Genomic DNA, 22,328 nt, shown 5'->3' with positions numbered 1-22,328 from the left:
GCTGCACTTGAGTCCGGTTGGACGCCCCGCGCGGGTTCGGGTTTGGATACTGGCGCGGAAAGTCCGACCCCAGCGGCCGTTCCGGCGCCCCCTTCTTGCCGCAGCCGGCAACGATCAGCGTCAGGGCGATGATGGTGACGACAGCAACAACCGGCATGCGGTGAAAATGCGTACTCATGGAGGGAATATGCCTTGTCGTGCTCAGGGTTGCGAGGGGGAAAGCGCCGGCGCATTGGGCGGCAGCGACGGCTCGGCGGTGCGTCCGGCCGCCACCGCCGCCGCCAGCTGCAGCTGGCGCGGCAGGCAGACGGTACGCAGGTCATAGCGTTCGACGACGGTGGCGCGCGCCCGGGCACGGATCTCAGCCATGCGCGTCGGGTGGTCGAGGACGCGATCGACGGCATCGGCGATGGCCGCCGGGGAGAAGAAATCGACGAGCAGCCCGTTGTCACCGTCCTCGATCACCTCGGTCACCGGCGGCGTCGCCGAGCCGACGACGAGACAGCCACTGGCCATCGCCTCCAGCATCGACCAGGAGAGGACGAAAGGATAGGTCAGATAGACGTGGACGGCGGAGACCTGCAGCATGCGGAGAAAGATCGGGTAGGGAATGTGGCCTAGGAAGCGGATGCGNCTGCATATATTGAGCGCCGGGCCCACCTCCCGCAGGTACTTTTCCTTGTAGCTTTCGCCTGGTGGCAGGGCGCGGCCGTAGCTGACATCACTGCCGCCGACAATCAGCACCCAGGCGTTGGGCCGGCGGCGCTGGATCTCCGGCAGCGCGCGCATGAAGCTGTGAAAGCCGCGGTAGGGCTCCAGGTTGCGGTTGACGAAGGTAATCACCTCATCGGCGGCGTTGAGCGTCACGTCAGCGACCTGCAGCTGCAGGCTGGCGCGAGGGTCCGGACGGACGATGGCGGTATCGATCCCGTCGTGGATGACGCTAACCCGGGACCGGTAAACGGCGGGAAGGGTCGACCACTGCCAGCGCGTCGGCGAGATGCCCCAGTCACAGGCATCCAGATTGAGGAGGTTGTTGGCGTTCTTCATCCGCAGGTTGGCCATGGAGGCGAAATCGTCGCTCGGATACTCCGGATCAAAGTTGAAATCCGCTCCCGTCGGCCGGTAGTGAAACTCGAAGAAACTGAGCAGGCGCGCCTGCGGAAAGACGTCCTTGAGGAACAGCGCTTCGCCCCAGCCGGGGTGGGCGCAGATGAGGTCGGGAACGAAGCCCTCCTGTTTCAGCGTCAGTGCCGCTCTGGCGGCCGCCTCGCCGCGGATCACCTTTGGCTCCACGTTGGTCAGCCAGGGGTGCTGATTGCTGGCCATCCCGCCTTCGAGCCGATAGCGGATCACCCGGATACCCGGCATCGGAGGCGCCGCGGCCAGCGTCAGCGCCAGCACCTGGTGCCCGGCGGCCGCCAGCGCCGGGGCAAGATGCTTGTACTGGCCGGGAAAGTTCTGGTGAACGAAGAGAATGCGCATCGCCGATCCGTTGCCGTGCGGCGGCGAACCATAACTGCCGGGCAGCGCCTTCGGCAACCGTGTGCTGAGCTCCGGCGCAGCCACGGCGCCGGCGGGGATAAAGCCGCCACCGGAGCGACGTCTCCGGTGGCGTGATGTGGGCTCAGGCTGGGCGTATGGCCAGGGATGGCCGGAACATCACCCGCCGGTTCATCCGCTTCAGGTAATCGGTTTGCGCCTGCGCTTCGGCGGTCAGTTCGGCAAAGACGCTTTGCGGTGTCGCCGACGGTGCGGCCAGTATGGCCTCGCACTCGCCGGATTCGAGGTGAATATCCATTCCCGTTTCGCGGGCGAGGTGGCGCATGCTGCCATTCTCGGCGAGAAAATGCAGGCAGACATTGCGGACGTTACGGTTGCCTGCTGCCAGCAGGCCACGGCGAAAGAGCTCGCGGGCGAGCCCCTGGCAGCGGTAGGGCGCTTCGACGGAAAAGGCCATCTCGGCAGTCTCACGATCCTCAATGGCTAGGTGGGCAGCACCGACGACCCGCATCGCCGGGCTGTGATGAACAAGGATACGGTCCTTCCGCCAGGTCAGCCCATCGACGAAGGCGCGGATGCCATCATCGGTGATCGGATAGCCGAAACGGAGGCGACGGTCCTCAGGGTTTAGCCGCAGGAGGTGTTCGCGATACTTCGGCAGCTCGTGCGGCAGAAGGGTGCGAATGTGTTTCATGATCGCTGTCATCTATGGTGTGCCGCATCGCAATACAAGTGGGCTGGTTAACAATTTGCCTACCGCAAGGGGTGCCAACCATTTGCCAATCGGATTGGTTGAAATTTTGGCCGGACATTGCGCCGGATGGCACAGGCTGTCAGCGCGAATCGCCTCCTAGCTGTCCGCAGCGACCCGCCTCGCCGCAACATAAATAGAGGAATACCAATAGGTTGCCGACGCAAACAGTGATGGCGGCGATCAGTGAGCTTGCTTGGAAAGGCGATCGGCCATGCGAGTGGGCTCCGGCAGGCGNGTACCCCGACCAGAGGCAAGAACGACGCCAACCGCTGTGGCAAGACTGACGCGATGGCCAATGGAAATAAACAGCGGCCGGGTGTTCCTTCGCGATCGCAGCACGACGCCGATCACGTCTTCGCCGTCGCGCAGCGGCGTCCAGTCACCGCGCTCCGGCCCCGGCTCGGCAAAAGTGCCGCACAGCCGCGACTTGGCGACGCCGATCGCCGGCAGATCGAGCCACAGGCCGAGATGGCTGGCGATGCCGAAGCGGCGTGGATGCGCCACGCCCTGGCCATCGACGAGAATGAGATCCGGACGGATGCGCAACCGCTCGAAAGCCTCCAGCACGGCTGGCGCCTCGCGGAAGCTGAGGAGGCCGGGAACGTAAGGAAAGGTGGCCGGCCGGGTGACGCGGACCTGTTCAAGCAGTACGAGGTCCGGAAAGCTGAGGACCACCACCACCGCCTGCGCCGGGCCACCGCGCCGGCCGTAGGCCACGTCCACTCCGGCTAGCGTTCGGATCGTGCCCAACCGGTCTGTCGCCGCCACCCGTGACGCCAGTTCCGCTTGCAGGCGAATGGCCTCGCGCGGTGTCAGCGCCCACGAATGCAGAGGCGACGCTAACACGGCCGGGGCCGCGCCCGTCCCAAGCGGGGCTCGCTCGTCAGGGTCGCGGTGATCGCTCACCGTCGTTGCAGGCTCGGCAGCGGCACAGGCATCGCCGCTTGCTTAACATGCCGGCGAACGTGCCACCATCCCGCTGTCGCGTTCCGCCGCCGCCGCCGAGGCTGCGCCGCCTTGATCACGGCGCAGCGAGGTTGGATGGGCTTTCGGCAAGAGCCTACTGGCCGGTGCCGAAAGTGGCCTTCAGGCGGTCGGGATCGATCGCGGTCAACAGGACGTTCGGTCCGGTTTTCACTTGGTCGGAGAAGGCCGCAAAGAAGAACCGGCCCTGCTTGTCCCATGCGTTGTGGCCATAGAGAAACTTCAGTTGCTGTAATCGTGGCGCGACGCTCTTAATATTGCCGATCCACCTGGAAGTCTTGGCTATCAGGTTGAACTCGAAAAAATCGCCGTTGGTTGAGATCAGGTAGGCGCGAGTGCGGTCCGCCCGGACATGAAACACCCAGACATAGCCGTACTTGAACTGGTCCGACTGACCTATATTGCCGAGATAGCTCCAGGTGGGCCCCACCTCGTTGAACCTGTAGATGTGGCCGACATTGTCGCAGAGAACGCAGACGCCGGCACTGGGAAAGCACTGCCCGGCATCGATCGCCCGCTGATCGTTCAGTTTCCAGCCGATGCGCTGGCCGAATCCGCTCGCCGGATCATAGAAGTAGACATGGTTGAAGATTGCAGGGTCATACTCTCCGCCGTAATAGGCAGACTTCGAGTTGCCTGCCGTGAAGTAGAGGCGACCCTTGCGGTCCACCCACATCCATCGGCCGGGATAGACGTACTGTCGTCCATAGACGGGCCGGCCGAGAACCGTGTTGCTTCGGTTCGCCACATTGAAGCGCAGGATCTGCCCGGTGGGATTGATCGCCGCATAAATGACGTTGCGGGTTGGGTCAGCGGCGATGCTTACCGGGCCGCCGTGGGCGATCGCCACGCCGGTGCCGATACCGGCGCTCAAGTCGGTGAAGGTGGCGGATGCNGGCGGTATATAGCGGTACCAGTGGAAACCGCGCTTCGCCAAATAGCTGGCGTTGAGGTTGGAATCGGGCAGGGTGGCGACATAGACGTTGCCGTTCAGCCAGGTCGGATGGGTGTGGAACTTCTCCGCCGTCTCGTTGGTCAGCCAGTTGCCGGCAGCGGTCGAGGTGGCGCGCGCGTCGCCCAGATAGGTGAGCGTGTTGAGCCGCAGCCGATAAAGGGCGGAGTTTGTCTGGTGATCCATGCCGGCGACGTAGATATCGCCGGTTGGCGACGATGCCGCGCCCGACCAGCTCTGGGTTGGCCGCAGGCCGTTTGGTGTCTGCGGCAGCTCCCAGTACCAGAGGCCGTCCGCTTCCCCGGTGATGGCGGGAACAATGGTCTGTGCGTTCGCCGCCGGCGCGCCGATCGCGACGGCGAGCAATGCTGCGGGCATGGTTGGCAACCAACGCAATACTCGGCAAAGGCATAGCATCAGCCGATCCCGGGCAACGATCGCCGTCGATCCACGCGTTCGTGCGATTCGCATGACAATCCCTCCTCCTCACGTTCATCGCGCGAAAAGGAGATCATCGGGCGGACCCGATCACCGAATGGCGGTGACGCGGTGGGCTGTTAGCCCGCCTGGCGCCTGCTACGATGCATCATGGCGTTTACTGGGCACCACGCCTGCCGCCTCCCCTTGATTCCCGATCCCCCAAAGTTCCCCTCTTCTTTATTTTCAATCCACTCATTGTTGAATATCGAGTCTAGCATAAAAAACCTTCGGTTTGGTCTCGAGACTTCCGGATGGGGGTACGGACGCGCGAGGCCACTCCGCAGGAGACGGTGATATTCCACCGCACAAGATGGTGACGGTCTTGGACGAAGCGGCGGTAATCTCCCCGCCGCCACGACCCCTGCGTCGCCATCCGCGGCGTCCCCGTCGCCGAAGCGATGATGGCCCTCACCCTCGCCGACCACCTCCTACGCCACAAGGCCCAGTGCGGGTAGCCCCGCCCCTCACCTTCCCCAATCCTGCCGGCGATGATCCACCGGCCCAGCAGCATCGGCAGTCGGTTTAAAATGAGGGCACCGCGTGTGCTTTGCCCCGGAAGACTTGGGTGAATAGCGCATGCGGCAAGTCTACGACTCCACGAGCTGTCCAATTTCCCGGGACCATCTTAATTTTTCGTCCACGGCCGAAGCATTCTGCATTCGTCGCGCAATTCAGATATGCGCGCTTTGGGAGTTCCACATTTGACGCTGTCCAATGACCAGCCCATTGCTACACCGAGCGACGATCGTTTCGGCCTCGACCCGTTCGCCGCGGCCATTGCGAAGAGCATCGCGAGCATGGCCGCGCCCGCCGGCGTCGTGCTCGCAGTCAATGGCGCGTGGGGCACAGGCAAGAGCAGCGCCATCAATCTCATCCGTCATCACCTGCAGGCGCCTATTGATGCGGGCTACATTGTCATCGTCCCCTTCAATCCATGGTGGTTCGCAGGCGCAGACACGCTGACACTCGCCTTCTTCCAGGAGCTCAACAAGGCGATCGGCCCCTCGCTGCCGAAAACGGCCAGGAAATCACTGGCTAACCTCGGCCGTTGCGTCTCGGCGGTCGGGGCTGTCGCCGGAGCGCTCGCCAACCTGAAAGCGCCGGGCCTTGGAGAACTGATCGAGAGTGTTGCAGGCCTAGTTGGGCGCCTGAGCAGCAATCAGCGCACGGTCGACCAAGAACACAAAGACCTGTCTAACGCGCTCAGCGAACAGAAAAAGCGATTCCTAGTCATCATTGACGACATCGATCGATTAAGTCCCGACGACGCGCTCACGATTTTTCGACTGGTGAAGTCGGTCGGGCGCTTACCCAACGTTATCTACTTGCTCGCCTTCGATCGCGCGATCGCTGAGCGGATCGTCGCCGAGCGATTTCCGACTGAGGGACCGAGCTATCTGGAAAAGATCATTCAGGGGGCGTTCGAACTTCCCCCGCCGCTCGTCGATGTGCTGCGCCAGCAGGTCGTCGAAGCGGCTGTCCAAGTCATGGGAGAACCGGGCGAGCAGCAACGTGTGCGCTTCTGGAATGTCTTTTATGACGTTGTCGCGCCATACATCCGCACGCCTCGCGATGTCACGCGCATCGCTAATCACCTCGCCATAACTTGGCCAGCGGTCGCCGGCAATGTCGACCGTGCGGATTTTCTCGCTCTCGCCACGCTCCAAGTCTTCGATGCTGCCCTTTACAGCGCCATCCGTGAACACCCGAGCGAGCTATGCGGCGCGGGTGACCGCGTCGGCCAGCGGCCGCAAGACATCGCCGAACACTACGACAATCTCATGGGAATTGCGACCCGGCCGGAACGCGAACGGCCAAGGCTGCGTGGAGTTCTGCAGCGCCTGTTTCCGCGTCTCGATTCGGTTTGGGCGAATGTCTGGCATGGCGATGGGAGCGATTGGCGCCGCGAGCGTCTGATTGCCTCGGCTGAGAACTTCCAGAGCTATTTCGCCTTTGCGCCGTCCGAAGATGTGATTCCGGCGGAGCGGATTGAGGCGCTAATAACACGCGCCGACGATCGCGATTACGTCGCTACCGCCTTCCGCGAGGCCTTGGCCCGCAGGCGGCGCAACGGCTCGACCAGCGCAGCGCTCTTGCTTGAAGAACTGACCGTGCGTGCGCGCGATATTGATGCCAACCGTGTCGGCGCGTTGACCGCAACGCTCTTTGCACTCGGCGATGAGCTTGATGTTGAGGCCGACGTTGTGCGCGGCTTCGGAATGGGCAATAATCAGCTTCGGTTACATTGGCTGTTCAACGTCCTGGTTACGGAACGGTTCGAAGACGACGAGCGCGACCGCATCTACCGCGATGCAATGGCTGACGCCGCGCTCCATTGGGCCGTTAATTTCGCTGAGCGCTGCATTGCCTGCTACCAGCCGCGCGACGGCAAATTACATGAGCCACTCGTCAGCCAGCAAGCAGCTGCGCAATTCCGAACAATCAGCCTCGAAAAGATTGCACAGTCGGTCGAAAACGGCTCGATCATCACTCACCCGCGAATCAATTTGCTCATGTTTGCTTGGTCGCGGCTCGCACCCGATGGCGCAGCGCATGTGCGGTCATGGACCGACGAGGCCCTGGACCATGACGCGTTTGTTATCGCCATGGCGAGGGCCATCCCTTCCGAATCCTGGAGCCGCAGCATGGGGATCGATAGTATGGGCGATCGCGTCGGGCGGCGATCCGTCCGCGTCGACTTGCGTCCTTACGAGCAAATCCTTGATGTGGAGCGCTTCGAAACGAGGGTGAACCAGCTTATCGACGCCGGCTCTCGGTCTAACGAGGACGTGACCGTCCTCCGCCACTATCGAGACTTGCAACGAGGTGGCCACGGCGATTGAAGCATCGCACCCTTAATTGGACGCGTAGCCCGTGTGTGGACGGCCCCCTGGGTGCAAGGGGTGAGGGGGAGAAAATCTGATCTGGTGCGATAGCAGTCGTGTGTCCGGCCTGTTTTGCGCGGCACGATGTCCGCTGGCCCAGATGGGTTCCGCGATCCACGCCCAAACGGATTAGCGGCCTTGATGGCCACCGGGCTACCCGGGTTCTGTGGATCGTCGGCTCGACCGATCAGCATCTCTCTTCCTCAGCCCTGCACCCTTGGCATCAAAGAGTGGTCAGGCGGTGGCCGGCTGGCGATACGCCTCGCCGCGCGTCATCATCGCCCAGACGATGCGCGCCATCTTGTTGGCCAGGGCGACCGCCGCGAGCTTGCGCGGCCGCCTTGCCAGCAAAGCGATGAGCCAAGCCGAGGCTCTTCCCGGCTTGGCCTGCCTGATCACCGCGGTTGCTCCCAGCACCAGCAGCTGGCGCAACCGCTCATCGCCGGCGCGGCTGATCCCGCCCAGCCGCGTCTTGCCGCCGGTGGAATGCTCGCGCGGAGTCAGCCCCAGCCAGGAGGCGAAATGCCGCCCCGACTTGAACTGGCTGAAGTCGACCCGCAGCACCAGGCTCAGCGCGCCGATCGGCCCGATCCCCGGCACCTCCGCCAGCATCTGGCTGGTTGGCGTCTGTTTGTGTTGCGCCACCAGCCGGGCGTCGACCTCGGCCAGCCGCGCATCCAGCCGACCGATCTCGGCGCCCAGCAACGCCAATGCGTCCTTCGCCGGCGTCGGCAGATCCGCGTCCTCGGCGACGTCGGCCAGCAGCTTTGCCACGCCTTGGCGGCCAAGGCGGCCGACATGACCGAACTCGGCCGCGTGTCCGCGCAGCGCGTTGACCAGCTGCGTGCGTTGGCGCACCAGGAGCTCGCGCACCGACAGCAGCATCGCGTTGGCCTGCTGCCTCGCCGACTTGACCGCGACCTCGCGCATCTCCGGCCGGGCCGCGGCTTCGCTGATCGCCTCGGCATCGTTGCGATCGTTCTTGCCGCGCTTGACGAAGGGTTTGACGTATTGCGGCGGGATCAACCGCACCGTGTGGCCGAGCCCAGCCAGCACACGGCCCCAGTGATGCGAGCCGCCGCAGGCCTCCAGCACCACCTCCATCGGCGGTCGGCGCGCGAAGAATGGCACCATGTCCTGGCGGCGCAGATTGCGTCGCAGCACCGCCCGCCCGTCGGCATCCGTGCCATGCAGGGTGAAGACGGACTTGGACGTGTCGATCGCAATGCGGGTAATCTCGGTCATGGACGGCTCCTGTTCACTTTGACAGCGAACCTTGGCACCAGATGCCGCGGGGCCGTCCACCCCAACGGGTAATTTGGTAGGGCGGGTTTGAAGCGAAGCGCAACCCGCCGCACGCGGTGGATGCACCGGCGCATCCGGCAGGTCACGCTTCGCTTTAGACCTGCCCTACAGGGAGTCAATCGCCGACGATCCGGGTCGCTCACCGTCGCAAGGCGCACCAGAGCGGACGCAGACAACAGCGACCTCCGAACGGTAGCGAATGGGACAAAGCGTCTTCCGGGACGGTGTGGTCGGGCGAGGCGTGCGGGACGCCTGCCACGAAGTGATGGTGCGTCGCTAGGCGAAGTCGGCCGCCAATGCTGCGCGCACCGGCTCCGGCAATGCTGCCATGTGGTCGTAGTTGGAGTGGCCGATGGCGAGGACGACGCGGGCACCCGGGGTGCGGAAGGCGGCGATCGCCGCGGCGGTGAATGGGAACTTGAGGAAGTGCACCGATGACGTCTTGCCGTCGGGCGTCGTCCGCTCGACGTCGCCTTCCGGCACCGCCTTGATCGTCTCGCCGCCGACGCTGATGCTGATCGTTTCCTCGATCCCGCCCAATTGGCCCAACACGCGGCCGCGGCGATCGGCATCCTCGATCTCGATCATCATCGTCGCCACCAGATCGCTGCCGGAGGGGATCAGCGGGTTGTAAGCGCGCAGCTCGTCCTCCAACTGCTCATCGCCGCCCTTCTCGATGAAGAGCATCTCGTGCACCTGGTGCAGCATCGTTGCGAAGCTCTCGAAATAGAACGTCACGTCGGGGCCGACGGCGACGCGTCGATGCTGCTTGATGGCTGACATTTCGCGACGGCGGCTGTCGCGGACGCGGCCATATTCGGCTAGCGGCAGGATGTCCTCACGGGTGATCACTCGGGCGGTCATGCTCGTCCTCATCGTTGCGACAGCCGGCGCGGCGCTCAGGCATAAGCCTCAGGCATAGGCCCGGGCGATAATCTGGATCGGATGGACCACCGGCTCGACGGTGACGGGGCCGCCGTTCAGCCGTTCCATACCCTGGACAATGTGATCGCGGGCGAGCGGGCATTCCGACAGCACGTAGGCGCTACCGTTGGTCTTCGCCTGCTCGGCGACCGGCTTGCCCACCTTGAGTGCGACCTCGAAATGCTCCTTCATAATCCCCCAGGAGCCACCGTGGCCGGAACAGCGCTCAATCACCTTCACCGGTGTCTCCGGCAGCAGGCGTAGCATCTCGGCTGCCTTCTGCCCCATGTTCTGCGCCCGCGCATGACAGGCAATGTGCATGCTGATGCCGCCGCTGACGGGCTTGAGACCCGGCGCCAGCCCCTGGCGCTTGGCGATATCGACGACGTATTCCGATGCATCGAAGACAGCGCGACTCAGCGCCTTGACGTTGTCGTCGTTGGGTTCAATCAGCGGCCACTCGAACTTCATCATCAGGCTGCACGACGGCACCAGCGAAACGATGTCGTAGCCCTTGTCGACCCAGGGGCGGAGCTCGGCGGCAATCGTCCGCGCCTTTTCCGCCACCCGGGCGAGATCGCCGTGTTCAAGCTGCGGCATGCCACAGCAGGCCGGATAGACCACCTCGGCCTCGACGCCGTTCTTCGCCAGCACGGCGAGCATCGCCTCGCCGATGGCTGGATTGTTGTAGTTGACGAAGCAGGTGGCGTAGAGGGCGACCTTGCGACCGAAGGCCGGCGCGGCACGATTGAGCTCCGGCTTCTGCGCCCGAGCGCGGCGCTCGAAGGTGTGACCGTGGAAGGCCGGCAGGTGGGCATCGCGATGCACGCCGGCAACCTTTTCCATCACCGGCCGGGTGAGCGAATTGCCGCAGCGGGTCGCCCAGTTGGCGATCGGCGCCACCGGCGCGGCGAGCCGGCCATTGCGGTCGGTCTCGGTCAGCTGTTTCTTGACGAAGGGCACGCCGTGCTTGCGAAATTCGGCCGCGCGCGCGCGCAACATCAAATGGGGAAAATCAAGGGCGAAGGCGTGCGGCGGGACGTAGGGACATTTGGTCATGAAGCAGAGGTCGCAGAGCGTACACGCATCCACCACCTGCTTGAATTCGCTGCTGGCTACGCCTTCAACTTCGCCGCTCTCGGTGGCATCCACCAGGTCGAACAGGCGGGGAAAACTGTCGCAGAGGTTGAAGCAGCGGCGGCAACCGTGGCAGATGTCGAAGACGCGGCGCAGTTCGGCGTCGATCTTGGCATCGTCGTAGAAATCCTCGTCGCGCCAAGCGATCGGATGACGAACAGGCGCATCAAGGCTGCCTTCGCGCATGGCAAAACCTCCCGTCCGGAGTGCTGCAAATGGGGGAGTGAATGGGCGAAGCTAGCGCGTGCCGGTCTTACCGGACTATCGCCAGCTTCGCCGATCGCGAACGATCCAGCCAGCCGTTAGGCGAGAGTGTCAAACGCCTTCTGGAAGCGGCCGGCGTGTGACTTCTCCGCCTTTGCCAGCGTCTCAAACCAGTCGGCAATCTCACCGAAGCCCTCTTCGCGGGCTGCCTTCGCCATTCCCGGATACATGTCGGTGTACTCGTGGGTCTCACCGGCAATCGCCGCCTTCAGGTTGTCTGGCGTGAGGCCGATCGGCAGGCCGGTGGCGGGATCACCGACCTTTTCGAGAAACTCGAGGTGGCCATGGGCGTGTCCGGTTTCACCCTCGGCGGTGGAACGGAACACCGCGGCAACGTCGTTGTAGCCCTCAACGTCTGCCTTTTGCGCGAAATACAGGTAGCGACGATTGGCCTGCGACTCGCCTGCAAACGCAGCCTTCAAGTTTTCTTCGGTCTTTGAACCCTTCAGTTCCGGCATCGTCATATCTCTCCCTCGTTAAACTGCTGCAACGGTACGGTTGCAGACCGCACGCCGCAATCATTCCGTGATTGAATATGGAACCGCGGCAAACGCAAGTCAAAGGACATTTTAGAAGTTCTAAAAATCTTCCAAAGTCATTGATTGTAAGTCGTATTTTCTTTGGTTGAGAGGCGAACGACGATATCGACGCGGCGCACCAGCGTGCCTGGCGGCGCTGGCGGCAGTACTGCCACCACCACCTTGTCACCGGGGATATCCTCAAGGTGGCCGTTGTCTTCGTGGAAGAAATGATGGTGCGTGCTGGTGTTGGTGTCGAAATATGAGCGGCCGGCATCGACGATGATCTCACGCAGCAACCCGGCGGCGGTAAACTGATGCAGGGTGTTGTAGATGGTCGCGAGCGACACCGGGATGTCGGCTTCGATGGCCTCTTCATGCAGCTTTTCCGCCGTCACATGCCGATCACCAGCATCGAACAGCAGACGGGCGAGCGCCAGACGCTGCCGCGTTGGTCGCAACCCGGCGCGTCGCAGCAGTTCCATCACTTGACCGTAGGGGCGAAGCTTTTTCATAAACGCTAAAGTAATAGCTAAAACCGACACTAACAATGCGATTCACCGCTGGCGACGAAGTTTCACGCAAGCCGTGGATGCACCTGTTGCCCTCCAGACGATGCAAAATCCATCTGCCCGCAGCGATACCGTGCTGCCTTCACCGTACGCGCGGCGGGTTGTTCGCCAATAGTTGACTAGGAAACTATTGGCGCGGTAGTTTCCTAGTCAACTTAGGAGCTGCCATGTCTTCAACACCCGCCGCATCGGAGCTAACCGCGCATCTCGGTTTCTGGCTGCGCACGGTGTCCAACCACGTCTCACACGCTTTCGCCGGCAAGCTCGCCGCCAAGGGCGTAACGGTGGCCGAATGGGTCATGATGCGCGCACTTTACGGCAAGGATCCGATGCCGCCGAGCCGTCTCGCAGCTGAGATGGGTATGACGCGAGGGGCTATCACCAAGCTGGCGGACCGGCTGATCAGCAAATCGCTGATCGTCCGCGAGGCCAGCCGCAACGATGGCCGAACGCAGACGCTCACCCTGACGCCGCAGGGGAGCAGCCTGGTGCCGGAACTGGCGGCGATCGCCGATCGGAACGACGCAGAATTCTTCAACCACCTGACCGCAGACGAACGGGAGACGCTGAAGCGGCTCCTGAAGCGGTTGGTCGAGCGCTGCCAGATAACGACAACGCCAATCGAATGAGCTCAATCCAACGCACAGAACAGAGAATACACATGGACAATCATAAACGGTCTGTCGCCAATGCCTGCCGCGAAGGCGCGGAAGACAACAGCATGACGTTTCCGCAAGCCGTCAGAACATTAATGCAGGAGGGCTTTGAAGGCTACGCGATCGACTTCCGTCGCGCGCTTGCCACCTACTACACGGCCGATGGTGACAGCATCGACGTGCCGACGCACAAGATCGATGTTCCCGTCGCTCCAGCCTTTGACGCGATGCGCGTTCAAGCCGCCATCAAGGAAGCGCAGCAACAGGTTCCTGGCTATACCTATCTGGGCTTCTGCAAGAAGGTCGCATCGGCCGGCTGTGCAGCCTACATCGTCTCATTCTCGGGCCGCCGTGCGCTCTACATCGGCCGAACCGCTGAGACGCATGTGGAGCACTTTCCCGATTAGCGGCTTCCCACCGGGATCTGCATCGCGCAACGCGGCTCAAGCTGAGATGCGGATTGGCCTGACGGAAAGGCGAGCGAGTTTCATCGCAGGATCGGATCGCCGCGAGTCGCTGCACAGCCTGCCACGCAAGGCCCCCGCACCGCATGTCCGCGCCGGTAACCGGGCGGATCGGACGGTTTCTGGGCGGCTACCGGTGGTAGCCGAGACGCTGCATTGCCGGGCCGGCGAGCTCCCAGAATAGATCCTCGTCATCCTTGGAAAAGTAGTTCACCCAGTCGCCCACCACACCCTTGCGTGGCAGGACCNNACTTGACTCCAACTGCTTGCCGGTGAGCTTGCGCTTGAGCCGAGCCAGGAACGAGGGGCGCTGGAAGGCAGCACGCCGCACCGAGGCCGGCACCGGCAGATCGAGATAACGAGCAACCTTATGCAGCGTTGCCACCGGATCGGCGCTCCATTCCTCGTAGCCGATGGGAAGACTGAGGCCACTGTCGAGCCATTCGCTGACATGTCGCGCCCACACCTGCACTGTCGTCAGACCGCTCGGCCAGCCGCAGGCAGCATCGGCCGCTGAGCGGTCAAATATCGCGCTGGGAGAGCGCAGAAATTGCGCAAAGGATATGTCCGGCAGTGGCGGAACAATGCCTTTGTGATAGAAATAGAGAGATGTTAGTACATCTCTACCATCTCGGAATACGTAGATGATTCTGCTTGTATCCAGGATCGACTGTGCCAGCCGCGACACCGCCTCGTCGTGGGTGAATTCCTGGCGCGCCGCACACGAGTGGGTCTTGAGGATCGGGATCCGGGCGTGCCGGTCCAGTCGCGCGCGAAAATCTTCGAGTGTCAACGGCTTTTTGTGCTTCGGCAACAGCCAGTCGAGGTCAACGAAGTCATCCGCAAGGGCATCGAAATTTAACCGTAGGGAGTCAATAGTAAGGTGAGTGCCAGAGCGTGGATGCGACGCAACGACCACATGCTTGAATACAGACATTTTTGCGCGCCCTTAACCAAGTATTATCATGTTTGCCATGCCAAGTAAGCGCAGCGAGAGCGTTCCGCTGGAGACAGACTCTTTTTTACTTGTTACGCTTTTCTGGCAGCAATGGTCTGTCTTCGATCTCCCTGGATAGGCCACTTTACCACAACACGGTAAGACCGATCCGTGAGCGACGTCTACCTTCAGGTGCGGAGAAAGCGGATCGTCTCCGCCTCCAGCACCAGACAGGTGAGGTGTCCGCTGTGGAAGGCGCCGGTGTCGATGCCGATCCGGTTCGCCTTCACCTCCGGGCGCCTGACTATCGTGTGGCCATGCACCACCCGCTTGCCGAAATCTTCCTCCGAGCGAAGAAATGGCGCGCGGATCCACAGCAGGTCGCGCGGCAACTGCATGTCGAGGGGTAGTCCGGGACGGACCCCNGCATGGACGAAGGCGTAATCGCCACAGCTAAATGTCAGTTCAAGCCGGTCGAGGAACTGCCGATGGCTGTCCGGCATCGCCGCGTTGAGGCGCTGCTGTAAACTCTGCAGCATGGGCCGATCCAAATCGCCCCAATCGAAGGCGACCCCATAGCTCTCCAGTGTTGCGATCCCGCCGTTCATCAACCACAGCGGCTCAGGTTCACCATCGAGGAAGCTGTGCATCATCTCTTCATGATTGCCACGAAGATGGACCGCAGTGAATCCCGGCAGCGGCGCGTGCACCAGCCGATCCACCACCGCAAAGGAATTGCTGCCGCGGTCAACGTAATCGCCGAGATAGACAACGGTCAGTTCCGCGTCCGCAGCGGTCGTGGCATCGGCGGCAATCATCTGCTCGATCTCGGTGAGCAGGTCGATGCGCCCATGAATATCGCCCACTGCGTAGAGGCGCTTGCCTGCCGGGATCCGGGCGGCGTCGATGGGCATTGCTGGTCCCGTTCCNTTCGCCTGTGATGCGCGAACGCCGCCGCCCCTGATATTCCCTCCGGCGTTCCGTCGGCATGCCGCCATCCGAGCGATCAAAAAAAGCGCGCAACCACATGGAGCATCCTAATAAACGAGTCACCGCTGCCCTCACAATGAAACGTCAGCATCGCCGAAAGTTCCCGGATGTCGCGGATGCCCCACCTGCCGCAGTCCTGTTCAGCCCTTCCCGGCGCGTCGCAATTGGCGAAGCATCTGCGCGCACGAACGCCGCAGCACGCAGGCATGTTCGCCGTACGGCTGGAGGTGCTGCGCAACCGCTGGGTAAACCAGCAGCCCTGGCCGGCGGCGGTGCTGCGCGAACCGCTGTGGGCGATCAGCGAAGGTACGGATGTGGGTCTCTATACGCTCGCAGATGCCGATCTGGTTCTCCTCTGCAGCAATCTTGTCGTCGACCGCGTCGATGAAGCAATCAGCCGGATCACCCGCATGGTTGGCGACGATTTGTCCGCCCTGCACGTTGCATTGTCGCGCCCTCGCCGAGGCCACAGTGCCGACCTTCGATCTACAGGCCGACCCTTGCATCGCCCGCTATCTGGCGGAAACCCTCGACCGCCGTATCCTGACCACGTTGCTACGCCAGGACTCGCAAGCTGAGCGTGGCAACATCGCCATCCCCGTGACCCTGGCAACGTTGGTTTCCGAGGCTTTTCGTCACTTCGACGATCAGATTTCGATCATGCGTCGGGGCAGCATTGTGCTGAAGCTCGGCCTTACCGATATCTTGCAGGATCTCGATGCCGCACGTTTCGTCTTCCGGCTGGCCAGGCATCGAGGCTACCGCATTCTGTTGAAGGGCATCACCACCGACACCCTTCCCCTCCTCTCGCTCGACGGTCTCGGCATCGATTTTGTCCGCACCCAATGCATGCCCTCGTCCCTGCACGCACCGGCGGCGGTCCGGCAGCTGGCCGCAACGGCGAAGCGTCTGGTACCAGCACGGATCGTCCTCGCCGGCACCGACGCGCCCGCCGGACTTGCCTTCGGTGTCGACGCCGGGATCGAACTGTTTCAGGGGCGCTATCTGGAACAGGCCATTCGTGATGCGAGAACACGGCAACGCCTCTCCGTCGTCTGTGATCGCGGCGGGATGGGTAGCGCGATGGGTGGCACGTCCAGCCACTGACGCCGCTGGCGCTACCCCGCTGCCGGTGAGGCGCCGGTGAGCACCGCGCCGATCGTTGTCGTCGAAGAGCTGACGAAGCGTTTCGATACCGTCGTTGCCCTCGATCACGTCAGCTTTGCCGTCGCGCCAGGCTCGACGACAGCGCTGCTTGGCGGCAACGGCGCCGGCAAGACGACAACCCTGTCCATCTTGCTCGGCCTGCTGCTGCCTACCTCCGGGCGGGTCACGGTGCTCGGCATTGATATGCTGCGACATCGCCATGCGGCACTGGCGCGAATGAATTTCTCCTCGCCCTATGTGGATCTGCCGCGCCGGCTCAGCGTTCGCGAGAACCTGACCGTCTACGGCCGTTTGTACGGGGTGGCGCGTCTGCGGGATCGCATTGTTGCCCTCTCCGACGAACTCCACATCACCGATCTCCTCGATCGCCCGCTCGGCCAGTTGTCGGCGGGCCAGCGGACGCGGGTGGCACTGGCCAAGTCGTTGCTCAACGACCCGCTATTGCTGCTGCTTGACGAGCCGACGGCATCCCTCGACCCTGACAGTGGCGACTGGATACGGGCCTATCTGGAGGTCTACCAACAGCGGTCGGGTGCGACCATCCTTCTCGCCTCGCATAACATGGCCGAGGTGGAGCGGCTGTGCGATCACGTGCTGATGCTGCGCGACGGACGTATCGTCGATACCGGTGCGCCGGCGGCGCTGATCGCCCGTTACGGACGGCAAACACTGGAGGAGGTTTTCATTCACATCGCCCGCCGCGGTGCGACGACCGGGGATGCAAGTGCGACGACCGAGGATACGGCGGATAGAGATGCCGCGGATGTGCAGCCGCCGGCGCGGACGCTCGCCCGGTGAACGGCGGCGACTGGCTGCCGGGACGAGCGCAGCGCCAGCAGCAGTGGCCGCTGTCCTGGCAGCGCATCGGCGCAGTGTTGCTACGCCATATCTACATTCTCCGCCGGTCATGGCCACGTCTGCTCGAACTCGCCTACTGGCCGACGGTGCAGATGGTGCTGTGGGGATTCGTCAGCAGCTTCTTTCTCCAGCACAGCACCTGGGTCGCCCAGGCGGCGGGGGTGCTGATCTCGGCAGTCCTGCTGTGGGACGTCTTCTTCCGCGGCAATCTCGGGGTCGCCATCGTCTTCATGGAGGAGATGTGGGCCCGCAACCTGGCGCAGATGTTCGCCAGCCCGCTGCGGCCAATCGAACTCGTCGCCGCGCTGGCGATCATGAGCCTGGTGCGCACGGTGATCGGCGTGCTCCCCGCGGCGCTGCTGTCGCTGCCGCTGTTTCATGTCTCGGTGTTCGCTCTCGGAATGCCGCTCGCGCTCTTCTTCGCCAACCTGCTGATGTTCGGCTGGAGCATCGGCCTGGTGATCGCCGCCCTGGTGCTGCGGCTGGGGCTGGGAGCGGAAAGCCTCGCCTGGGTGGTGATCTTCGCCATCGCGCCGCTGTGCGGTGTTTACTATCCTGTCGACGTGCTGCCGTCCTGGCTGCAGCCCCTCTCCTGGCTGTTGCCTCCGGCATACATCTTCGAAGGCATGCGCAGCATTCTGTTCGAGCACACGCTGTCGAGCCGGCTGTTGCTCACCGCCACGTTCCTCAACCTCGGTTACTTCGTGGCTGCCATCCTCTTCTTCCTGCGCATCTGCCACGTCGCCCGCCAGCGTGGGCTGCTGCTGACGCAGGGCGAATAGCCCGAGCGTCGCGGTGGCGGGTGGCCTATGGCAGCACTTCGAGCATCTCAGGCTCCGCTGCCTCAATCATCGCGCCATTGAGTGATTCGATCACGCCGCGGACGCGAACGCGCCGACCGCCCAGTTGCATTGGATCGCTGCCGGCACGCGCCCAGGCGGCGAGCGTCTTTGCCGGGATCACCACGGTGAAATCGCTGCGCCAGTCATCGCCGAAGTTGAGGTAGACATTGGGGCCAACGCGCGCCGCCTTGCGCACTGTCCCCTCCACCAACTGAAAGGTGCCGATGAAGCGGCCGGCAGTGGCATCCGTGCGCACCGCATACGCGTCATCGGCCCACAGGCCACGAGCGGCGGCGCGTGCGTCGGCTTCCAGCGGCAGCAGGCGGCGAATATTCTCGCCCGTATCCAGACCGGGGACGACCCGCGCCAGGCCCTGATGCACCAGTTGCCCCTGAATCCACACCCCGTCGTGGCGAAAGATCTGCGCGGACAGTCGATTGTAGCGATCGACGAGCGGCGCGTCGGGAACGAGGCGCAGGCAGTAGTCGCCGAGCAACGCCAGCAGCGCGTCGCGCGCTGCCGTCGCCAGTGGCCAGGTGGCGTTAGCCGGCGCATTGGCTGGGGGCAGCGGTGCCAGAATTCCGGCGAGCCGCACCGTCGCCGTTCCCTCAATCGGCGCCGTCAGCGTAAAGGTGTCACCGGCAGCAACACTGGCGGCTTTCAGACACGGTAGCTCCTCGGCGCCGGCAGCGATGGGCCACAAGGACGCGAGGATCAACCCAACGATCGACGTGGCAATGGCAGCGCGGTGAACGCCCATGTCCAACTTGGCCTTGCCGCCCATTGTGGCCCTGCAGCATCTGCGGCGCCGACGTGGAGGCAGAATATCCGCATCCACACGGACCGTGAGGATGTTCCCCCATTGATTTCCGACGCATATAATGGCTTCGACAATGAGAACCTCGCAAGCAGGTGCGGGGGCTGCACGCATCAGGAGATGATCGATCCGAATGGATGTCCGTCACGTCCGCCACGACCTGTTTCCGGAGATCGAACCGTTCGCCTCCGGATTGCTAGCCGTCGACTCGCACCACACCATCTATTGGGAGCAATCGGGCAATCCGCGCGGCATCCCGGTGATCTTTCTCCACGGTGGCCCCGGCGCCGGCGCGGCGCCGGCGCACCGTCGTTTCTTCGACCCTCACGCCTATCGGGTGGTGATTTTCGACCAGCGCGGGTGCGGCCGCTCCCACCCACACGGGGAGGTACGGGATAACTCCACCCAGCATCTGGTGGAGGACATGGAAACGCTGCGGGACCATCTCGGCATCAAGCGCTGGATGCTGTTCGGTGGATCCTGGGGATCGACGCTGGCCCTCGCCTACGGCATCCGCCATCCGCGTCGCTGCACCGGCCTCGTTCTCCGCGGCATCTTTCTCGGTGGACGCTCGGAGATCGACTGGTTTCTGTATGGCATGCGCACCTTTTTTCCCGAAGCTTGGCGCCACTTTGCCGAATCGATCCCGGTAGCGGAGCACGGCGATCTCCTCACCGCCTATCACCGCCGGCTGCTCGACGCCGATCCGGCGGTCCACCTGCCGGCAGCGCACACCTGGAGCCGCTACGAGACCGTCTGCTCAAGCCTGATCCAGCGGGCGGACGATCCGTTGGCAGGATCGCACGACGAGGCGGCGCTCGCCCTGGCGCGAATCGAGGCGCACTATTTCGTCAACAATGCCTTCCTCGCCGATGATGAGATCCTGCATGGCGTGAGTACCCTGCGTCACCTTGTCCCGGGAACAATCGTGCAGGGTCGTTACGATATGGTCTGCCCGATCGTCACCGCCGACCGGTTGGCGCATGCCTGGCCCGAGGCACGCTATGTCATTGTCGCCGATGCCGGCCATTCGGCGATGGAACCGGGCATCCGTGCCGCCCTGGTGCGTGCCACCGAGGCGATGAAGGTGCGCCTCGCCTGACCATCGCGTAGCCGATGGCCGGCGGCTGGCGCCCGGCCAGCCCCTTGCCGTCGCCGGCGGCCTGAGTCGGTAATCAGAAAGCGGCCGGGGACGTCGCCGCGTCACTCTCAAGCTGCCGCTTCTTGCGCCAGAGGATCAGCGCATAGGCGGCCACCAGCACCACGCCCACCAAGAGCACGAACAGCACCGCCTGCTCCAGAAACGCCACGGCCGGGATGGCGGTCGCCAGCACCACGCCGACGACGCAAACGCGCCAGGATGCCGCATGCACGCCGGCGAGAAACGTCCCCAGCGCCTGCAGGCCGAGCGCAGAGAGGCCAATCGCGTCGCTGTTGAGCATTTGCTGCACGTTCGGCATGAACAGTACGCGCATGGTGAGCAGAATTACTCCCCAGTGGAGGATCTGAGTCCAGACAAGGCGCCAGCGGGCAGCCTTATCGACGGTGCCACGCCAACCGGCAACGATGCAGATGAGNGCAAAAACCGGCACCAGGATCTGCCAGTAGTCGAAGGTCGCGCGCGGCGAGACACTGGCGTAGGTCACCCCGCCCAAAGCCAGCAGCAGCATCGCCACATAGGGCAGTTCATCGACCCAGAACGGTAGCCGCCGGGCAGGTGCCTGCGGGCTTCCAGTCAATGCGGGATCAGCCATCGCCTTCTCACCTTCGTTTGTACGTGTCGTTTTTGGTGCCTGCTCGCCGGCAAGCAGCCCCCTGCCGGGCCGGCTGGGTATGCCGCCTCAGCCGGCGTCTGTCATCTTTTAATTGACGCGAGCACCACCGCTTCGCGTCGTAAGCGTTGCCGGCGACAACGCAATCACAGTATCGGTAAGGCAATTGTCGCCAACAAGCCGATCGGATAATGAACCAGCCCGCAAGCGAAGCCGAAGGCAACCTGCCGCGACCGATGTTCTTTCGTATCTTCGTGCTCGCAACAGTAACCGGCTGCCTTGTCGGCGTCGTCGCTGCCGCCTTCCGGGCGCTGATTGCCCATGGCTATGCCGCGTTCATTGCGATCGCCTCGACGGTCGATCGCTACGGCTGCCCCGGCTGGATCGCCGCCCCGCTCATCGGCGCGGCATCGGTCACCTTCGCGGTGTTCATCAGCCGGCGCTTTGCCCCGGAAGCCGCCGGCAGCGGCATTCAGTTCATCGAAGGGACGATGAAGGACGCGCTGCCACAGATCCGCTGGCAGCGTGTCCTGCCGGTGAAGTTTGCCGGCGGCCTTGCCGCCATGTGTGCCGGCCTCGTCCTCGGGCGCGAAGGCCCGAGCATTCACCTGGGTGGCGCCATCGGCGCGATGGTCGGCCAATGGGCGAAGATAACCGACGAGCACCGTCATGCACTAACTGCCGCGGGTGCCGGCGCTGGACTGAGCGTGGCGTTCAATGCGCCATTGGGCGGCATCCTCTTCGTCGCCGAGGAAATGCGCGACGACATTCCCTATTCCCATCTCGTTGCCCAGTACGTGATCGTCGCCAGCATCCTTGCCACGGCGGTCGCCGGTGCGATGCTTGGCTTTGATCGCGTCCTGCCCATGCCGGATGTCGCCAATCCCACCGTGCTGGAACTCCTGCTTGCGGTGGTCTTCGGCGTCGGCGTCGGCGCTTTCGGCGTCGCCCTTAACGCCGCTTTGCTGTGGACGATTGCGGCGATGCGCCGCCTTGCCGGGCACTGCGGCTGGCTGCCCCTCTNNCTCAGCGTCGGTGCCGGCATCGGGCTGTTGGTCTGGGGCTATCCGGAGGCGACAGGCGGCGGCGAGATTCTGGCCGGGCAGCTTGTCGTCGTCGGTGCGCCGGCGACGACCCTGTTCGTTTTGCTGCTGATCCGACTGCTTGCCTTCCTGGTGAGCTACGGTGCCGGTACGCCAGGCGGCATCTTCGCGCCGCAACTGGCCTTCGGCGCCATCCTCGGTCTGCTGTTCGCCGTGGCCGTCAATCATTTCGCACCGGGGTCGATCGCCGAGCCGGCCACCTTTGCCATCGCCGGCATGGCCGGTCTGCTGACGGCGACGGTGCGGGCGCCGCTCACCGGTCTCGCCCTCGTCGTCGAGATGACCGGCAGCATCAATCTCCTCTTCCTGATCCTGGTGGTGGCACTCACCTGCGCCGCGACGGCGGAACTCCTCGGCGGCCGGCCGATCTACAAACAGATGCTGGATCGGTTGCTCGCCGCCCGCCACTCAGCGCCCACAGCGCCGGAGGTTCGACCCGGATAA

Annotated in this window: 20 protein-coding genes and 1 pseudogene; 9 read left to right on the top strand and 12 right to left on the bottom strand. The window is 63.5% G+C overall.

Annotation, left to right across the window (positions count from 1 at the left end; genetic code table 11):
- Positions 1–201: 201 nt before the first annotated feature.
- The 3 genes from HQ394_RS15415 to nfi all read right to left on the bottom strand — a co-directional run bounded on the left by HQ394_RS15415 (position 202) and on the right by nfi (position 3,103).
- Positions 202–1,485, bottom strand: coding sequence for a glycosyltransferase family 4 protein (locus tag HQ394_RS15415; protein WP_190263339.1), 1,284 nt, complete (start codon positions 1,483–1,485; stop codon positions 202–204).
- Between the two features lie 142 nt (positions 1,486–1,627).
- Positions 1,628–2,197: a GNAT family N-acetyltransferase gene (locus HQ394_RS15410; RefSeq protein ID WP_190260965.1), complete on the bottom strand. Its 570-nt coding sequence runs from the start codon at positions 2,195–2,197 to the stop codon at positions 1,628–1,630.
- Positions 2,198–2,437: 240 nt separating this feature from the next.
- Positions 2,438–3,103: a deoxyribonuclease V gene (nfi, locus tag HQ394_RS15405; protein WP_190260964.1), complete on the bottom strand. Its 666-nt coding sequence runs from the start codon at positions 3,101–3,103 to the stop codon at positions 2,438–2,440.
- 1,920 nt (positions 3,104–5,023) lie between these two features.
- Between nfi and HQ394_RS15395 the strand changes: the two are divergent.
- A pseudogene (locus HQ394_RS15395) lies at positions 5,024–5,128 on the top strand (chorismate synthase); the annotation flags it as partial.
- Between the two features lie 246 nt (positions 5,129–5,374).
- Positions 5,375–7,516: a KAP family P-loop NTPase fold protein gene (locus HQ394_RS15390; protein WP_190260962.1), complete on the top strand. Its 2,142-nt coding sequence runs from the start codon at positions 5,375–5,377 to the stop codon at positions 7,514–7,516.
- A 276-nt stretch (positions 7,517–7,792) separates the two neighbouring features.
- Here HQ394_RS15390 and HQ394_RS15385 read toward each other — a convergent pair whose 3' ends face one another.
- The 5 genes from HQ394_RS15385 to irrA form a co-directional block, all read right to left on the bottom strand.
- Positions 7,793–8,803: an IS110 family RNA-guided transposase gene (locus tag HQ394_RS15385; RefSeq protein ID WP_190260961.1), complete on the bottom strand. Its 1,011-nt coding sequence runs from the start codon at positions 8,801–8,803 to the stop codon at positions 7,793–7,795.
- 336 nt (positions 8,804–9,139) lie between these two features.
- Positions 9,140–9,727, bottom strand: coding sequence for a DUF3501 family protein (locus HQ394_RS15380; RefSeq protein WP_190260960.1), 588 nt, complete (start codon positions 9,725–9,727; stop codon positions 9,140–9,142).
- 48 nt (positions 9,728–9,775) lie between these two features.
- Entirely contained in the window at positions 9,776–11,110 is a 1,335-nt protein-coding gene (locus HQ394_RS15375) for a heterodisulfide reductase-related iron-sulfur binding cluster (protein WP_190260959.1), read from the bottom strand.
- A gap of 116 nt (positions 11,111–11,226) precedes the next feature.
- A complete protein-coding gene (locus HQ394_RS15370; RefSeq protein WP_190260958.1) occupies positions 11,227–11,646 on the bottom strand; it encodes a rubrerythrin family protein in 420 nt (139 codons plus the stop codon).
- A gap of 137 nt (positions 11,647–11,783) precedes the next feature.
- The gene (gene irrA / locus HQ394_RS15365) at positions 11,784–12,221 is read right to left on the bottom strand and encodes an iron response transcriptional regulator IrrA (RefSeq protein WP_190263338.1); all 438 of its coding nucleotides are present in this window, start codon (positions 12,219–12,221) and stop codon (positions 11,784–11,786) included.
- Positions 12,222–12,445: 224 nt separating this feature from the next.
- On the opposite strand from irrA, the gene HQ394_RS15360 reads away from it, so the two are divergent.
- Together HQ394_RS15360 and HQ394_RS15355 are read left to right on the top strand one after the other, a co-directional pair.
- Complete coding sequence (locus tag HQ394_RS15360; RefSeq protein WP_190260957.1) at positions 12,446–12,907, top strand: MarR family winged helix-turn-helix transcriptional regulator; 462 nt, start codon at positions 12,446–12,448, stop codon at positions 12,905–12,907.
- Positions 12,908–12,939: 32 nt separating this feature from the next.
- Positions 12,940–13,341, top strand: a complete 402-nt coding sequence (locus HQ394_RS15355; protein WP_190260956.1) for a DUF1398 domain-containing protein — start codon at positions 12,940–12,942, stop codon at positions 13,339–13,341.
- 187 nt (positions 13,342–13,528) lie between these two features.
- Here HQ394_RS15355 and HQ394_RS15350 read toward each other — a convergent pair whose 3' ends face one another.
- The 3 genes from HQ394_RS15350 to HQ394_RS15340 form a co-directional block, all read right to left on the bottom strand.
- Positions 13,529–14,335, bottom strand: a complete 807-nt coding sequence (locus HQ394_RS15350; protein ID WP_190260955.1) for a sulfotransferase domain-containing protein — start codon at positions 14,333–14,335, stop codon at positions 13,529–13,531.
- Between the two features lie 188 nt (positions 14,336–14,523).
- Positions 14,524–15,249 (bottom strand): metallophosphoesterase family protein, encoded by a 726-nt coding sequence (locus HQ394_RS15345; protein WP_190260954.1) that lies wholly within the window; start codon positions 15,247–15,249, stop codon positions 14,524–14,526.
- Positions 15,250–15,465: 216 nt separating this feature from the next.
- Positions 15,466–15,765, bottom strand: coding sequence for a hypothetical protein (locus tag HQ394_RS15340; protein WP_190260953.1), 300 nt, complete (start codon positions 15,763–15,765; stop codon positions 15,466–15,468).
- A gap of 31 nt (positions 15,766–15,796) precedes the next feature.
- Here HQ394_RS15340 and HQ394_RS15335 point away from each other — a divergent pair, with 31 nt between their 5' ends.
- The 3 genes from HQ394_RS15335 to HQ394_RS15325 are packed head-to-tail and all read left to right on the top strand — an operon-like array spanning position 15,797 to position 18,132.
- Entirely contained in the window at positions 15,797–16,432 is a 636-nt protein-coding gene (locus tag HQ394_RS15335) for an EAL domain-containing protein (RefSeq protein ID WP_190260952.1), read from the top strand.
- A gap of 36 nt (positions 16,433–16,468) precedes the next feature.
- Positions 16,469–17,290, top strand: coding sequence for an ABC transporter ATP-binding protein (locus tag HQ394_RS15330; RefSeq protein WP_190260951.1), 822 nt, complete (start codon positions 16,469–16,471; stop codon positions 17,288–17,290).
- The gene (locus tag HQ394_RS15325) at positions 17,287–18,132 is read left to right on the top strand and encodes an ABC transporter permease (RefSeq protein ID WP_223291629.1); all 846 of its coding nucleotides are present in this window, start codon (positions 17,287–17,289) and stop codon (positions 18,130–18,132) included. Before HQ394_RS15330 ends, HQ394_RS15325 begins: the two co-directional genes overlap by 4 nt.
- Before the next feature lie 25 nt (positions 18,133–18,157).
- On the opposite strand, the gene HQ394_RS15320 is transcribed toward HQ394_RS15325, so the two are convergent.
- Complete coding sequence (locus HQ394_RS15320; protein WP_190260950.1) at positions 18,158–18,976, bottom strand: thermonuclease family protein; 819 nt, start codon at positions 18,974–18,976, stop codon at positions 18,158–18,160.
- A gap of 166 nt (positions 18,977–19,142) precedes the next feature.
- Here HQ394_RS15320 and pip point away from each other — a divergent pair, with 166 nt between their 5' ends.
- Positions 19,143–20,111 carry a prolyl aminopeptidase gene (gene pip / locus HQ394_RS15315; RefSeq protein WP_190260949.1) on the top strand — a complete coding sequence of 323 codons (969 nt, stop codon included), beginning with the start codon at positions 19,143–19,145 and terminating at the stop codon, positions 20,109–20,111.
- Between the two features lie 861 nt (positions 20,112–20,972).
- Positions 20,973–22,328: a H(+)/Cl(-) exchange transporter ClcA gene (gene clcA / locus HQ394_RS15305; RefSeq protein WP_190260947.1), complete on the top strand. Its 1,356-nt coding sequence runs from the start codon at positions 20,973–20,975 to the stop codon at positions 22,326–22,328.

This window comes from Defluviicoccus vanus (assembly GCF_014672695.1).
GTDB classification, from domain to species: domain Bacteria; phylum Pseudomonadota; class Alphaproteobacteria; order Rhodospirillales; family Defluviicoccaceae; genus Defluviicoccus; species Defluviicoccus vanus.
The sequence above is the reverse complement of the archived record's forward strand: the minus strand, read 5'-3'. Positions and strand labels throughout refer to the sequence as shown.